The sequence below is a fragment of the Nonomuraea antimicrobica genome, assembly GCF_039536965.1.
Taxonomy (GTDB): domain Bacteria; phylum Actinomycetota; class Actinomycetes; order Streptosporangiales; family Streptosporangiaceae; genus Nonomuraea; species Nonomuraea antimicrobica.
This window is the reverse complement of the sequence record NZ_BAAAZP010000013.1, coordinates 25,349-37,454: the sequence shown is the minus strand read 5'-3', so window position 1 is coordinate 37,454 and position 12,106 is coordinate 25,349. Positions and strand designations below refer to the sequence as shown.

The following is a 12,106-nucleotide window of genomic DNA, read 5'->3' as shown; positions in this document are numbered from 1 at the left end:
AACCGCGTCACGGTAACAGCACGGCACCCGGCGATACCCGTGAAGCCCCCGACGTACCGGAGCTATGGAGTTGACTCTCCCACATTGGGAGACCGGCGGACGCGACCGCCGCCGACCGGCTCGCCGCCTACCTGGGACGACCACCGCGCCGGAGGCGGCCTCTGCCACAGAAGTGATCCAGGACGGCACCCCACGCGATCCGCTCAGATCGATGAGCCGTCGGGGGCGGTCTGTCGGAGGTTCTGCTGGTCCAGCCACCTGGAGATCGCTGCGGCGATCGTTTCCGGCTGGTCTTCTGAGGCGTGGTGACCGGCTGGACCGCAGTGCTCGATCTGGAGACCGGCGATGTTGTCCTTGCACCAGGCGGCGACTTCCGGGGTGATGAGCAGGGTCGGTGAGGAGTCGAAGGTGAGCAGGAGTTTGGGGACGTCCTGGCTGCGGGCCAGCCAGGTGCCGTAAGCGCCGACCCGGGCGGTCACGTCGGCGGGGTCGCCGTCGATCGGCAGCGAGCGGGTCCAGTTCAGCAGCGGCCGACGGCTTTCCCGGCTGGGGTACGGCGCCCGGTAGAGGTTGAGTTCTTCCTCGCCGAGCGGGTTCAGCACACCCCCGGTGTAGGCGGTGTCGATGAGGAAGTGCGAATCGAGCACCAGGGACTCGCCCTCGGCGGTGCGCAGCTTCGCCGCACGGGCGCGCGCCTGTTCGGAGAGTTCGTTCGAGGCGATCGGACGCACGATCGTCTCGAAGAAGGCGAGACCGCGCACCCGGTCGGGGTTCCGGGCCGCCCAGTCGAAGGCAAGCGAGCCGCCCCAGTCGTGGCCGACGAGCACAACCTCGTCCAGGCCGAGCGCGTCGAAGAACGCCTCGAGGTAGCGGGCGTGGTCGGCGAAGCGGTAGTCGCTGACGGGTTTGCCCGAGCGGCCCATGCCGATCAGGTCGGGGGCGATCAGCCGTCCCGCTCCGACCAGGGGCAGCACCTTGCGCCACGTGTGGGAGGAGGAGGGATTGCCGTGCAGGAAGACGACGGTGGCTCCGCTGCCGTGGTCTTCGTAGTGAATCGTCGAGTCGAGAACGTCGATCGTGGGCATGAGGGATTCCCTGTGTGAGATGAGGGGTTGGATTCAGGCGTCGCGTGTCCAGGCGGGCGTGATCCGCACCTCGCTGAATCGCCAGCCCGCCCGGGTCCGTACGACGGTGGAGGTCAGCCGCAGGCCGCCGGTGAAGTGGGGTGCTTGGCCATCGCGGTAGTAGTACACGAGCGAGTTCGCCGAGGCGGCCGCCTGGTCGCCCTCGACGTCCACCAGCAGGTCAGTGGTCGCGTGCTGGGCGTGCTGCCCCTCGACCTCACCCTGCCGCATGAAGCCGACCACCTTGTCGATGCCGCGGAGTTCGCCCCCGCGCGGCGAGTGCACCGCCACGTCGTCGGCGAAGACTGTGGCCGCATCCTCCCACCGCTTCTCGTCGAGCAGGAGCGCGAAGCGGGTGAACAGGTCGGCGATCTCGATCCGGTCGGCGATCAGCGTATCCGTGGACATGACGCCCTCTTTCATTCGAAGACCTAACGTTTATCTTCCTAACGTTTATGGCGTGAACGAATCTACATCGTTAGTCGGACTAACGCAAGAGGGTAGGATCACGTCATGACCAGCAGAGCCGAAGCCGCGGACATGCCGTACGACGGCGAGACGACGACGCCGGACAGACTGCGCCGACGGGCCAGCCGCCTGCTGTCAGGGATCTCCGCGCAGTCGGACCGGCTGGTGAACGAGGGACTGGCCCGGGTCAACGCCCGCAAGTGGCACTACGCGGTGCTGGCCTCGTTGCATGAGCACGGTCCGGGCAGCCAGGCGACGCTGAGCCGACGCACCGGCATCTACCGCAGCGACATGGTCGGAGTCCTCAACGAACTGGCCGAGCGCGCCCTCGTCGAGCGGATGCCTGATCCCGACGACCGCCGCCGCAACATCATCACGATCACCGCCCAAGGCCGTCGGCACCTGCGCCGCCTCGACAAGGTCCTGGACGACCTCCACGACGAACTGCTCGCCCCGCTGACCCTCGCCGAACGCGACCAGTTCGTGCGGATGCTCACCCGCCTGCTGGACCACCACACCCAGCAGCCCCCGATCTCCAGCACGTAGCTCTCACCCCTGGCGAACTCCCGCGCCCCCGCCGCCCATCCGAGTAACGGCCCCGGCATCGTGGACACCAGCGCGACCTGCCGGTTGACCAGGCCGCCCGCATCACCGATCGGCGGTATGGCGGGCGTTACGTGGCCGGTCAGAACATACCGCCGCTATACCGCCCCTCTTTACGATCACTCCTCAGACAGCGAGCCAACCGCCACAAAGAGGGCGTCAGGCCACTGGCCACCATCCTGCGGAAGACGGCGCCGGCCAAAGCTGCGGGGCCGGCGGTGTCGATCGCGGGCACCACGGGCGCTTCCCGGGCCAGTGAGACGACGATCACAGAACGCTTGGCATGGCCAAGGCCCGTTGGCGGGAATCGATTGACCTCGGCCGATTCGGCCTCGACAGGAAGTAGTGATCACAAACATGCGTAAGATCGCACGCCGCGCCGCGAGTCTGGGTGCCACTGCGGCGACGGCGGCGGCCATTGTCCTGGTAGCGGCGCCGTCCGCGAACGCCGCGACCTGGTACAACGACCCGCCCACGAAAGCCTCGGGCGTGACGACCGTCGCCAGCGCCCCTCTGCCGGGCGGCGGCACCGTCCAGATTCGTCAGGGCAAGTACGGCAACTACATGTACGTCTGGGGGCGGGTCTCGTCCCCGGCGTCGAAGTACAACAGCGGCCACACCATGACGTTCGTCGTCGGCGGATGCGATGGGTCCATCGATTCGAAGTCCAAGGACATCAACCGCACGACCTACACCGCCGCCGCCCGGCGGAACAAGGACTGTACGTACTACACACGCGTCCAGACCTCCACCACGAGCAAGGTTGTCGCTTCCACCAGCTACAACCCGTGACCGGCGGCCGCCCTCGATAAGCGCCACCTGATTCCGGCTCCTCTCGCGCCGTCCCGCTGCCGCGGGGCGGCGCTTGCGCACGCGCTGCCGTCCACCGCGAACGACGACAAGCGCCGGCGGCATCGCCGCCGAAATCAGTCCCTGCTCAAGCCGATGGAGCGGCTACGGGAGCGCGGTTCTGCTCGTAAGGTGAAATCGGGTGAAATGCCGGTGACCCTCTCGACATGTATGGGGTGTTCCAACCCCGAGACCGAGGAGGCCGACCATGGGGACCGCCCGTGGATGACGACCGGAAGCACCGGTTCGAGGCCGTCTACCGCCAGACGTACGAGTCCATACTCGGCTACGCCCTGCGCCGCTGCGAGTCCCCCGAGGACGCGGCGGACGTGGTGGCCGAGACGTTCACGATCGCCTGGCGCCGCTTCGACGCGCTGCCGCCGGGCGGCGAGGCCAGGCTCTGGCTGTACGGCGTGGCCAGGAATGTGCTGGCCAACCACCGGCGCGGCCTGGCCAGGCACCGGCACGCCAACGTCGCGCTCGACACCGACCTCGCCGACCTGTCCGCCCACTCGCCCGAGGGCAGCGTCGAGCTGAGCGCCATCGCGCGCGCGTTCCGCGAGCTGTCCGAGAGGGACAGAGAGCTGATCTCGCTGGTCGCCTGGGAGGGACTGGACCACGAAGAGATCGCCGAGGTGCTGGGCTGCTCGCGCAACGCCGTTCGCATCAGGCTCTACCGGGCGCGTCAACGCCTGTCCAAGGCGCTGGCCGAGACCGGCGTCCTCGTCGCTCATCTTGTCGTGGAGTCAGCATGAACGAAATCCAGCAGATCGCCAGGGTCCGCGACGAGGATCTGGCCGGCCAGGCGTCCGGGGCGGGGGCGCGGACGCTGCTCGCCTCCATCACCGCCGAGGAGCCGCAGTTCGAGGCCAAGGTGGTCAGGGTGAGCCGGACGCGCCGCGTGCTCATCGGCGCGGCAGCCGCCGGAGGGCTCGCCGCGGCGGCCGTGATCGGCCCCGCCGTCCTGGGCGGCAGCGGCACCGCCACCTCCTACGCCAACTCGGCCATCGACATCCGGCTCCAGGGCGACTACTACGTGGCCGTCATCAAGGACCCGCTGGCCCACTTCACCGAGTTCACCGACGGGTTCACGGCGGTGGGCCTGAACGTGCGGCTGGAGACGGTGCCGTCGTCCCCGAGCCAGGTCGGCAAGATCACCACGGTGAGCGCCGGACCCCGCCTGCCCGTCAACCACCCGAACGAGGACGCCAGGATCAACACCGGCACCTCCCCCGCCGGCTGCCGGCTCGGACAGCCCGGATGCGCGATGACGGTGATGGTGCGGCGCGACTACACCGGCGACGGCTCCGTCGGCCTGGGACGGACCGCCCAGCCGGGAGAGAAGTACCAGAACCTCGCGCCCGCCACCCGCGAGGGCGAGATGCTCGAAGGCTACCGGGCCGACGAGAAGACAGTGGGCGAGGTGCTCACCGAGGTCCGCAAGCGGGGACTGAAGGCGAACTTCGAGGTCATCACCCCCGCACCCGGCAACAACGGCTGGCGCGTCGACCCCGGCGAGCAGTCCGCCCAGGTGGGCGACGACTGGATCGTCTGGGAGGCCCGATCGGAACAGGCCGGCGTGGTGCTGCTGCAGGTGACCAAGGAACGCCTGCCGCAGAACCCGGTCTACGGCGGCCCCAAGCCGGCCGACCTCAACGGCTGAGCGCCCCGGGCTCAGCCTGGAGACCCGAAGCCGTCCCCCTGTTCATGGGTTGGATGGGAGCTGGGCGGGCTCTTCGCCCGGCTCCTTGGCGAGCGGCACGCCACGCAGGCTGAGCAGCACCAACGCGACGCACCCGCAGGTGAGCGCGATGTCGGCGACGTTGCCCACGAACGGGCCGTAGTCGATGAAGTCCACGACATGCCCGCGGGCGAAGCCGGGCTCACGGAAGAGCCGGTCGCCCAGGTGGGACACCGCGCCGCCGAGCAGCGCGCCGAGCGCGAGCGCCCAGCCCGTGGAGGCCAGTCGGCGTGCGGTGTAGAGGATGCCGGCCACCGCCGCTGCCGCTACCAGGGTGAACACCCAGGTAGCGCCGGTGCCGATGGAGAACGCGGCGCCGGGGTTGTACAGCAGCCGGAAGTGGATCAGCGGGGGGATCACGGCGACGCGTTCGGTCTCGGACAGCGCGGAGACCGCCCACAGTTTGGTGAGCTGATCCGCGAGCAAGACCACTGCGGCCAGCATGAGCATCATGCTGTAGAGCCGACTCGAACCCCGCTCCAACCGCATCGTCCTGGCCTCCGTGCTGTAGCGACATCCAACGAGGATTTCCCCGAGACTACCGGCCCCTTCTGAAGCGGTTCGAGTCCGCCGGGGTGTGCTCCCGGCGGTCGGACAGGAGAGCGGGTACGGCCGCCCTGCGGGGTCGAGTTGCTCGATCAGCGGCGAGATGTCCATGGCCGACACGTCTACTCTGAGCAGGAGGTGATCGGCAGCCGTTCAGCTCGCCATGGCGGCGTTGGCGGCCGAGGGGTCATCGGCGATGTGCTCCGGGCGGACGCCCATGCCGATGAAGCGGCCCATGAGGTGGCGCAGCGGCGGCAGCGTCCGGAACGCGGTGAAGATCGGCGGCACGTGCCGGGTCGTGTCGTCGCCCAGGTCCTTGGGATAGAGGTCCCGCAGGATCCCGAGCTGGAACGCCTGGGTCACCCGCGCGGCGCGTTGTCTGCGCGCTTGCACCCGGGCCAGATCGGCGTCCTCCGGGATGCCGCCTCTGGCGAGCAGCGGGCCCAGCAGGTTGGCGGTGGCGACCGCGTCCTGCACGGCCAGGTTGATGCCGACGCCGCCCGCGGGGGACATGGCGTGGGCGGCGTCGCCGATGCACAGCAGTCCTGGCCGATGCCATTGGGTGAGCCGGTTCACCTGGACGGTCAGTTGGTGCACCATCTCCCAGCCGTCGATCCGCTGGGCGCGGTCGCGCAGGGCGGGCGCCAGCTCCGCCACCCTGTCCCGGAAGGCGGGCAGCCCCGCGGCCTTGAGCTCGGCGAAGGCGGCCGCCGGAATCGCGTAGGCGATCTGCCAATAGTCGCCCCGGTCGATCGAGATCAACGCTCCCTTGCCGCCTTGGAAGAAGGGCACCCGATCCTCCGCCCGGCGCGGCAGGTGGAACCACAGCACGTCCATGGGCGGCGAGTCGTTCACGGGAGCCAGGTCCGCCCGCGCCCGTACGGTGGAGTGGCGGCCGTCCGCCCCGATCACCAGATCGGCCTGGATCCGCACGGGCCCGTCCTCGGTGTCGGCGAGGACGCCGGTCACCCTTCCCCGCTCGGTGAGAAGCTCGGTCGCCTGGGTACGGCGCAGAAGGCGGAAGGAGGGGTAGGCCGCGGCCTTGCCCGCAAAGAAGTCCAGTACGTCCCACTGCGGCATGAACACGATGTATGGGCAGCGCACCTTCAACCGGCTGAAATCGGCGAAGGTGACGTCCTCGCCGCCCATGTTGACCGTCACGCGGGGCATCTTGGTGTGCGGGAGGCCGAGAAACTCCTCGATCCATCCCAGCTCGGCGATCAGCTCCAGGGTGGAGGGATGGACGGTGTCGCCGCGGAAGTCCCGCAGGAAGTCCGCGTGCTTCTCCAGCACGATCACGTCCACGCCCTGGCGGGCCAACAGCAGCCCGGCCATCATCCCCGCCGGGCCGCCCCCGACGACACAACACTGTGCACGCACTGTCATCCTTCTCCCGGAAACAGCAGCCCGACCAGGGCCGCGATGTCGATGGGGGTTCCCAGCCGCCGGTTGACGGCCACGGTGGCGAACAGGGTCCTGGCGGCCGTGGCGGTGTCGTGGGCACGCAGCTCACCGGCATCGACCCGCTCGGCCAGGAAGCCGCCGATCAGCCGGTGCCCCTCGCTCACCAGCGCCGCCAGCGGCGCGCGGGCCTGGCCGGCGCTGAAGAACAACGCCATCAGCTCGGCGTGGTCGACCAGTAGCCGGTCGAACGACTCCAGCAGCTCGGTCAGCACTTCGGTGGCCGGCCGGGGGTCGTTCGGCTCGGCGCGCAACTCCCGTAGCCGGGGCAGGAAGCCTCGCTCCGACAGGAGCGTCTCGACCATCGCCTCCTTGCTGTCGAAGTAGCGGTACAGCAGGCCGGGGGTGACGCCGGCCGCCTGCGCCACGTCCTTGACCGTCGCCCCGTCCACGCCCTTGTCGGCGAACACCGTCAGCGCCGCGTTCAACAGTTGCTCCCGGCGCCACACCGCCTGCTCGCTTCGAGTCCTGGCCATCGCATCCCCGCATCGTTGAGTAAACGTTTATTCAACGTAGCACAGGGCTCTCACCCGTGGTTGCGAGTGCCGAAAACGAGGGGTGCCGCGATTCGGCGAGCGGACCGGGAGCGTCCCGGCCGGTCCATGGGTTCGGACAGCGCGGGCGACGCGCTGTCAGTCGTCCCAGCCGCCGGCGGCGAGGAAGTCCTCCCAGGTGGTGTAGGGAACCTCGGGGTGGCGCTGGGCGTCGGGTTCCACCGTGACGCGCGGGAACCGGGACGCCAGGTCGGCGCAGGCGGCCCAGTGCGTGGTGGCCCGCCGACCGTCGAACAGGCCGGCCTCGGCCAGGAGGAGCGCGCCCGTGCACACCGATACCACCCGGCGCGCGCGGGCGGCGACGTCACGTCCAGCAGCACCATCCGTCGTAGACGGCCACCACCAGATCTTTCACACCGTCGATGCTCGCGGCCATGGCGAGAGGTTCACAAGGACCACCAGCCCACAGATCCGGACATCACCCATCGCCGCCACGTTCTCCGCTACCTGCGCGCCGGTGCTCGCAGCCAGACCACGATCAGGACGGAGGCCGCGACGGGGCCCAACCCCCATGCCAGCGGCGCGACCGCGCCCAGGAGCCCGGTGGAGTTGACGAAGAGCCCGAGTGCGCCGCCCAGGCTGAGCACGCCCATGGTCGCGAAGATCGCGGAGATTCCGCGTTCGAGTCCGTGCGCACGGAACGCCGGAGCCAGGAAGAGGCAGGCCAGGGCGAAGAACACCCCCCAGCCGAGCACCTCGAAGGCGAAGGTCAGCGACGGCCAACCATAGGGCTGGAACCACTCCAGCCCAGCCGTACGCCCCAGGCCGGGGCTCTGCCTGACCATCGTCAGCGCCACGAACCGGTTGGCGCAGACGACCACGGCCAGCATGACGATGAACGCCAGCGAGATGAGCGTGAACAGTTGCCGGTCCGGCGGTGTGGCGAAATGGACGGCGCACCACAGCGGCACCATGATCAGGACGGCCAGCATCATGATCGCGTGGAAGGTGGTCGTGAACGGCTCCTGGGGCGGAAACGGCAACCCTCGCGCCATCATCACCGTGAGAACCACCAGGTAGACCAGCGACAGGGCGGCGAAGCCGCCGCCGGCCCACATCCCCACCGACGCCGCCGATGTCCGTGCGCGCATGCCCTACTCCGTTCCAGTGGCGTATTGCGTTCACCATAGTGGCGAATGAGATTCGCCACAATAGACTTGCCGGAGGCACGGGCGACTCAGAGAGAAGGCCGCGATGGGCGAGCAGCACAGGACCCGCACGCCGGCGGGCGTCGAACTCGCCTGGCGCGCCTCCGGTGACGCGACCCGCGGCCGCGCCCAGGCGGCCGACGAGCGCAGGCCCGGTCCGCGACCGGGCCTCACGTTGGAACGGATCGTCACGGCCGCGATCGACGTCGCCGACAGCGAAGGGCTCGGCGCGGTGTCGCTGGCTCGCGTCGCCTCCGCCCTCGGCTCCGCGACGACCTCGTTGTACCGGCATGTCCGTTCCAAGGACGACCTGGTGATGGTGATGCGCGACGCCGCCACCGCGCCGCCCTCCGACATTGCGCCCGTTTCCGGAGGCTGGCAGGAGTCCCTTGCCGACCTCGCCTGGCGGATCTACGACCTCCACCGGCGGCATCCGTGGGTCCTGCAGGTGCCCACGTCCGGCCCGCCGAGCATGCCGAACGAACTGCTGTGGGGAGAGCACATGCTCAAAGCGCTGTCCCGTACCGCGCTGACCTCCCACGACCGGCTCCGCGCCGTCACCCTGATCGCCGGCTACGTCCGCGAGCAGGCCCGTCTCGCCCTGGATCCGATCATCGCCGACGGCGCCGAGACCGGCGCGGACGACTACTTCCGCTTTCTCGGGAGGGTCATGACACCGGATCGGTATCCCATGTTCTGCCGGCTCTTCGGCGATCAGGCGAACACCGGCTCGATCGGCTACACCGCCGAGGATTTCCAGTTCGGCCTGGACCGCATTCTGGCCGGACTGACCGAACTCGATCGAAACGGCCGCACAGGCTCTCCCAGTCTCTGAGGTCCTTTGACGGTAGCCCGATTAAGGGTGGGGTGACGCGGTGTCGATCCGCGTCATGTCCATCGGCTCGTCATTGATGCGATCGGCGCGCAGCAGGTGTCGGCCTCCCCACCCGGAACGATCGCCGACCTGCCCGCCTGCACTCGGCGCTCGGTTACCGGCCACCACCCCGAACAACCGCATGGGCTACGCCCATAACACGGCTCTCCGGAATCACCGTGGACCCTCAGCTTTCGGGAGTGCGAGCATCACGAGTGCCGTGATCAGGTAGAGCGCGGCTGAGACGATCAGGACGATGCTGAGCGCGTGACTGTAGTCGGGCAGCGCCGGTGCTCCGGTGGCTGAACCGGTGACGGTGGTGAAGAAGATCGTGCCGAGAACGGCGATGCCGACGGCACCGCCGATCTGGTTGACGGTGGAGAGCACCCCGCCCGCGGCGCCCGCGTTGCGTCCGGGGACGCCTGCGAGGACGACGTTGACGAGAATGGGAGCGGCGAGACCCAGCCCGAGGCCGCCGATGAAGAGTGCCATGGCGAGGAGCCAGTATCCGGGATCGTCTCCGTCCTTGACGATGAGCCACAGGACGAGCTGAGCTGCCGCGACGGTGAGCGAGCCGATGATCAGGAGCGTTCTGCCCGCCTTGGCGGCGAGAGCGACGCCGAGGCCGGAGGTGATGATCGAGCCGAGCGCGTACGGGAGGATCACCAGGCCGGTCTCCCATGCGGTTCTGCCGGTTCCGTTCTGGAGGTAGAGGGAGAGGGTGAGGAAGTACGACCCGATGCCGCCGAAGAAGAGCGCCGAAGCGCTCAGGCCGACCGCGAAGGCGCGGATTCTCAGCAGAGCCGGGTCGAAGACAGGTTCGTTTCCGCGTCCGGTGAGGCGGCGCTCGTGGGCGAGGAAGATCGCGAGCATGATGATTCCGGCTGCGAGGAGGGCGACGCTGCCCCAGGTCCATCCCCATGTCTCGGTCTGGATGATCGGCAGCAGCAGGAGAAGGATGCCCGTGGCCGCGAGGAGCGCGCCGGGGAGGTCGAGTCGCGCGGTCGAGGCAGAGCGGGACTCCGGCAGGACCTTCGCGCCGATGATGAGCGCCAGGATCGAGACGGGCACGTTGATCCAGAAGATCGTACGCCAGCCCAGGTCGAACAGGTTGGCGTCGACGAGCAGCCCGCCCAGCAGCGGGCCGGCGACGGAGGCGAGGCCCTGGACCGCTCCGTAGGCACCGAACGCCTTGGCACGCTCGCCCGGAGCGAATGACGCCCGGATGATCCCGAACACCTGCGGGACCATGATCCCGGCGGTCAGCCCCTGCCCGGCCCGCATGCCGATGAGCATCCCCGGATCGACGGCCAGCGCGCACAGCGCCGAGGTGACCATGAACCCGGCCAGCCCGATCATGAACAGCCGTTTGCGGCCATACTGGTCGCCGAGCCGTCCGCCGGTGATCAGGCCCGCGCCCAGGGCGAGGACGTAGGCGGCGATCGTCCACTGGATCTGGGCGTCGCCGGCACCCAGGTCCTGGGCTATCGCCGGGGCCGCGACGGTGACGATCGTGGCGTCGAGAAGGTCCATGAAGGAGCCGAAGAGCACCACCAGCAGCGCCGTGGTCGCGCCGGCGCCGGCGATGAGTGTCGGGGACGCCTCAGGTGTGCGGGTGCTCATTCGGAGGCTCGGTGAATCGGTCATGTCGGCCACCATCGCGGACGTAGTTGCCATCGAGTGACCGCTATCGGTGAGAGAATTGGGGAATCATGGCTGCCACCTCCGCGCGGGCGCTCAAGCTGCTGTCGATCTTCGGGATCGGCGCGACCCTGACCGCCGAGGAACTCGCCGCTCGACTCGGGGCGTCGGTGAGAACCGTGCGCCGCGATATCGATACGCTCCGGGACCTCGGGTACGAGATCGAGGCCGTCCGCGGAGCAGGCGGCGGATATCGACTCGGTCGCGCCACCCGCCTGCCGCCGGTCGTCTTCGACGAAGACCAGGCCGTCGCCACGGCCGTCGCGCTCCAGACCGTGCCGGCGGTCCTCTCCGGCATCCGCGAGAACGCGGCCCGTGCTCTCGCCACCCTGCACCAGGCAATGCCCGCGCGCAGCCGCCTGCACGCAAAAGCGTTCACCGTCTCCTCGGCCCGCAACTACTGGGAGTTCCCCGCGCCACCGATCGACGCCGAGATCGTCCGCGCCGTCGGCAGCGCGATCAACCGGCGGCACCTCGTTCGCGTGGACTACACCGGTGACGGCGAGCCCGTCACGCTCACGCTGGAACCGCACGACCTCGTGGTCTGGGCCGCCCGCTGGTACCTGGTCGCCTTCGACCCGGACGCGGACCGGTGGCGCGCGATGCGCGTGGACCGCATCACACCACACATGCCCACGCACACCCCCTTCGACCGGCGTGACATCCCGCACGGCGATCCCGTCGCCTTCGTCATGACCGCGCACGACCGCGGAGACGCCGCCGCCGAGTGGGAATGCCGCGGCTCAGCCATCGTCGCCCTGCCCGCCTCCACCGTCGCCCGGTTCGCCCCCGGCGGATCAACAGTCGAGTACGACACCGAAACCACCTGCCGACTCACACTCGGCGCATGGTCGTGGCCAGGACTGGCGGGACTGCTCCTCACCTTCGACGCCGACATCACCGACCTCGAACCGGCCGAACTCCGGCAAGCCCTGCACTCCCTGCGCACCCGAATCACCAAGGGACTCGGACCCGACCGACCTCACCGGTGACCTGCACCTTCCGGCGTCCGCGCGCCCCATCAGCCGCACGTGGTG

The 12,106-nt window shown here is 69.2% G+C and carries 13 protein-coding genes and 1 pseudogene; 6 read left to right on the top strand and 8 right to left on the bottom strand.

Annotation, left to right across the window (positions count from 1 at the left end):
* Positions 1-203: 203 nt before the first annotated feature.
* Together ABD844_RS04750 and ABD844_RS04745 are read right to left on the bottom strand one after the other, a co-directional pair.
* Positions 204-1,085: a haloalkane dehalogenase gene (locus tag ABD844_RS04750; protein WP_344873331.1), complete on the bottom strand. Its 882-nt coding sequence runs from the start codon at positions 1,083-1,085 to the stop codon at positions 204-206.
* A gap of 33 nt (positions 1,086-1,118) precedes the next feature.
* A complete protein-coding gene (locus ABD844_RS04745; RefSeq protein ID WP_344873329.1) occupies positions 1,119-1,532 on the bottom strand; it encodes a nuclear transport factor 2 family protein in 414 nt (137 codons plus the stop codon).
* Between the two features lie 105 nt (positions 1,533-1,637).
* On the opposite strand from ABD844_RS04745, the gene ABD844_RS04740 reads away from it, so the two are divergent.
* The 4 genes from ABD844_RS04740 to ABD844_RS04725 all read left to right on the top strand — a co-directional run bounded on the left by ABD844_RS04740 (position 1,638) and on the right by ABD844_RS04725 (position 4,707).
* Positions 1,638-2,138: a MarR family winged helix-turn-helix transcriptional regulator gene (locus ABD844_RS04740; RefSeq protein WP_344873327.1), complete on the top strand. Its 501-nt coding sequence runs from the start codon at positions 1,638-1,640 to the stop codon at positions 2,136-2,138.
* Between the two features lie 414 nt (positions 2,139-2,552).
* The gene (locus tag ABD844_RS04735; protein ID WP_344873326.1) at positions 2,553-2,987 is read left to right on the top strand and encodes a hypothetical protein; all 435 of its coding nucleotides are present in this window, start codon (positions 2,553-2,555) and stop codon (positions 2,985-2,987) included.
* 278 nt (positions 2,988-3,265) lie between these two features.
* Positions 3,266-3,799 carry an RNA polymerase sigma factor gene (locus ABD844_RS04730; protein WP_344873324.1) on the top strand — a complete coding sequence of 178 codons (534 nt, stop codon included), beginning with the start codon at positions 3,266-3,268 and terminating at the stop codon, positions 3,797-3,799.
* Positions 3,796-4,707 carry a hypothetical protein gene (locus tag ABD844_RS04725; RefSeq protein WP_344873322.1) on the top strand — a complete coding sequence of 304 codons (912 nt, stop codon included), beginning with the start codon at positions 3,796-3,798 and terminating at the stop codon, positions 4,705-4,707. Before ABD844_RS04730 ends, ABD844_RS04725 begins: the two co-directional genes overlap by 4 nt.
* 42 nt (positions 4,708-4,749) lie before the next feature.
* On the opposite strand, the gene ABD844_RS04720 is transcribed toward ABD844_RS04725, so the two are convergent.
* The 5 genes and pseudogenes from ABD844_RS04720 to ABD844_RS04700 form a co-directional block, all read right to left on the bottom strand.
* Positions 4,750-5,229, bottom strand: a complete 480-nt coding sequence (locus ABD844_RS04720; protein WP_344873320.1) for a signal peptidase II — start codon at positions 5,227-5,229, stop codon at positions 4,750-4,752.
* 255 nt (positions 5,230-5,484) lie between these two features.
* Positions 5,485-6,717 carry an FAD-dependent oxidoreductase gene (locus tag ABD844_RS04715; RefSeq protein ID WP_344873318.1) on the bottom strand — a complete coding sequence of 411 codons (1,233 nt, stop codon included), beginning with the start codon at positions 6,715-6,717 and terminating at the stop codon, positions 5,485-5,487.
* Entirely contained in the window at positions 6,714-7,268 is a 555-nt protein-coding gene (locus ABD844_RS04710; protein ID WP_344873316.1) for a TetR/AcrR family transcriptional regulator, read from the bottom strand. The genes ABD844_RS04715 and ABD844_RS04710 overlap by 4 nt, the downstream gene beginning before the upstream one ends.
* A 228-nt stretch (positions 7,269-7,496) precedes the next feature.
* Positions 7,497-7,646 (bottom strand): annotated as a pseudogene (locus ABD844_RS04705) (DJ-1/PfpI family protein); the annotation flags it as partial.
* A gap of 143 nt (positions 7,647-7,789) precedes the next feature.
* Complete coding sequence (locus tag ABD844_RS04700) at positions 7,790-8,437, bottom strand: hypothetical protein (RefSeq protein ID WP_344873315.1); 648 nt, start codon at positions 8,435-8,437, stop codon at positions 7,790-7,792.
* Positions 8,438-8,540: 103 nt separating this feature from the next.
* On the opposite strand from ABD844_RS04700, the gene ABD844_RS04695 reads away from it, so the two are divergent.
* A complete protein-coding gene (locus ABD844_RS04695) occupies positions 8,541-9,329 on the top strand; it encodes a TetR/AcrR family transcriptional regulator (protein ID WP_344873314.1) in 789 nt (262 codons plus the stop codon).
* Positions 9,330-9,542: 213 nt separating this feature from the next.
* Here ABD844_RS04695 and ABD844_RS04690 read toward each other — a convergent pair whose 3' ends face one another.
* Positions 9,543-11,015, bottom strand: a complete 1,473-nt coding sequence (locus tag ABD844_RS04690) for an MFS transporter (RefSeq protein WP_344873313.1) — start codon at positions 11,013-11,015, stop codon at positions 9,543-9,545.
* A 65-nt stretch (positions 11,016-11,080) separates the two neighbouring features.
* Between ABD844_RS04690 and ABD844_RS04685 the strand changes: the two genes are divergently transcribed.
* The gene (locus tag ABD844_RS04685) at positions 11,081-12,061 is read left to right on the top strand and encodes a helix-turn-helix transcriptional regulator (RefSeq protein WP_344873312.1); all 981 of its coding nucleotides are present in this window, start codon (positions 11,081-11,083) and stop codon (positions 12,059-12,061) included.
* Positions 12,062-12,106: the final 45 nt, after the last annotated feature.

Excerpts from the sequence above, each read along its gene's own strand:
- ABD844_RS04750 (WP_344873331.1), bottom strand. The coding sequence starts at position 1,085 with ATGCCCACGATCGACGTTCTCGACTCGACGATTCACTACGAAGACCAC.
- ABD844_RS04745 (WP_344873329.1), bottom strand. The coding sequence starts at position 1,532 with ATGTCCACGGATACGCTGATCGCCGACCGGATCGAGATCGCCGACCTG.
- ABD844_RS04740 (WP_344873327.1), top strand. The coding sequence starts at position 1,638 with ATGACCAGCAGAGCCGAAGCCGCGGACATGCCGTACGACGGCGAGACG.
- ABD844_RS04735 (WP_344873326.1), top strand. The coding sequence starts at position 2,553 with ATGCGTAAGATCGCACGCCGCGCCGCGAGTCTGGGTGCCACTGCGGCG.
- ABD844_RS04725 (WP_344873322.1), top strand. The coding sequence starts at position 3,796 with ATGAACGAAATCCAGCAGATCGCCAGGGTCCGCGACGAGGATCTGGCC.
- ABD844_RS04720 (WP_344873320.1), bottom strand. The coding sequence starts at position 5,229 with ATGCTGGCCGCAGTGGTCTTGCTCGCGGATCAGCTCACCAAACTGTGG.
- ABD844_RS04715 (WP_344873318.1), bottom strand. The coding sequence starts at position 6,717 with ATGACAGTGCGTGCACAGTGTTGTGTCGTCGGGGGCGGCCCGGCGGGG.
- ABD844_RS04710 (WP_344873316.1), bottom strand. The coding sequence starts at position 7,268 with ATGGCCAGGACTCGAAGCGAGCAGGCGGTGTGGCGCCGGGAGCAACTG.
- ABD844_RS04700 (WP_344873315.1), bottom strand. The coding sequence starts at position 8,437 with ATGCGCGCACGGACATCGGCGGCGTCGGTGGGGATGTGGGCCGGCGGC.
- ABD844_RS04695 (WP_344873314.1), top strand. The coding sequence starts at position 8,541 with ATGGGCGAGCAGCACAGGACCCGCACGCCGGCGGGCGTCGAACTCGCC.
- ABD844_RS04690 (WP_344873313.1), bottom strand. The coding sequence starts at position 11,015 with ATGACCGATTCACCGAGCCTCCGAATGAGCACCCGCACACCTGAGGCG.
- ABD844_RS04685 (WP_344873312.1), top strand. The coding sequence starts at position 11,081 with ATGGCTGCCACCTCCGCGCGGGCGCTCAAGCTGCTGTCGATCTTCGGG.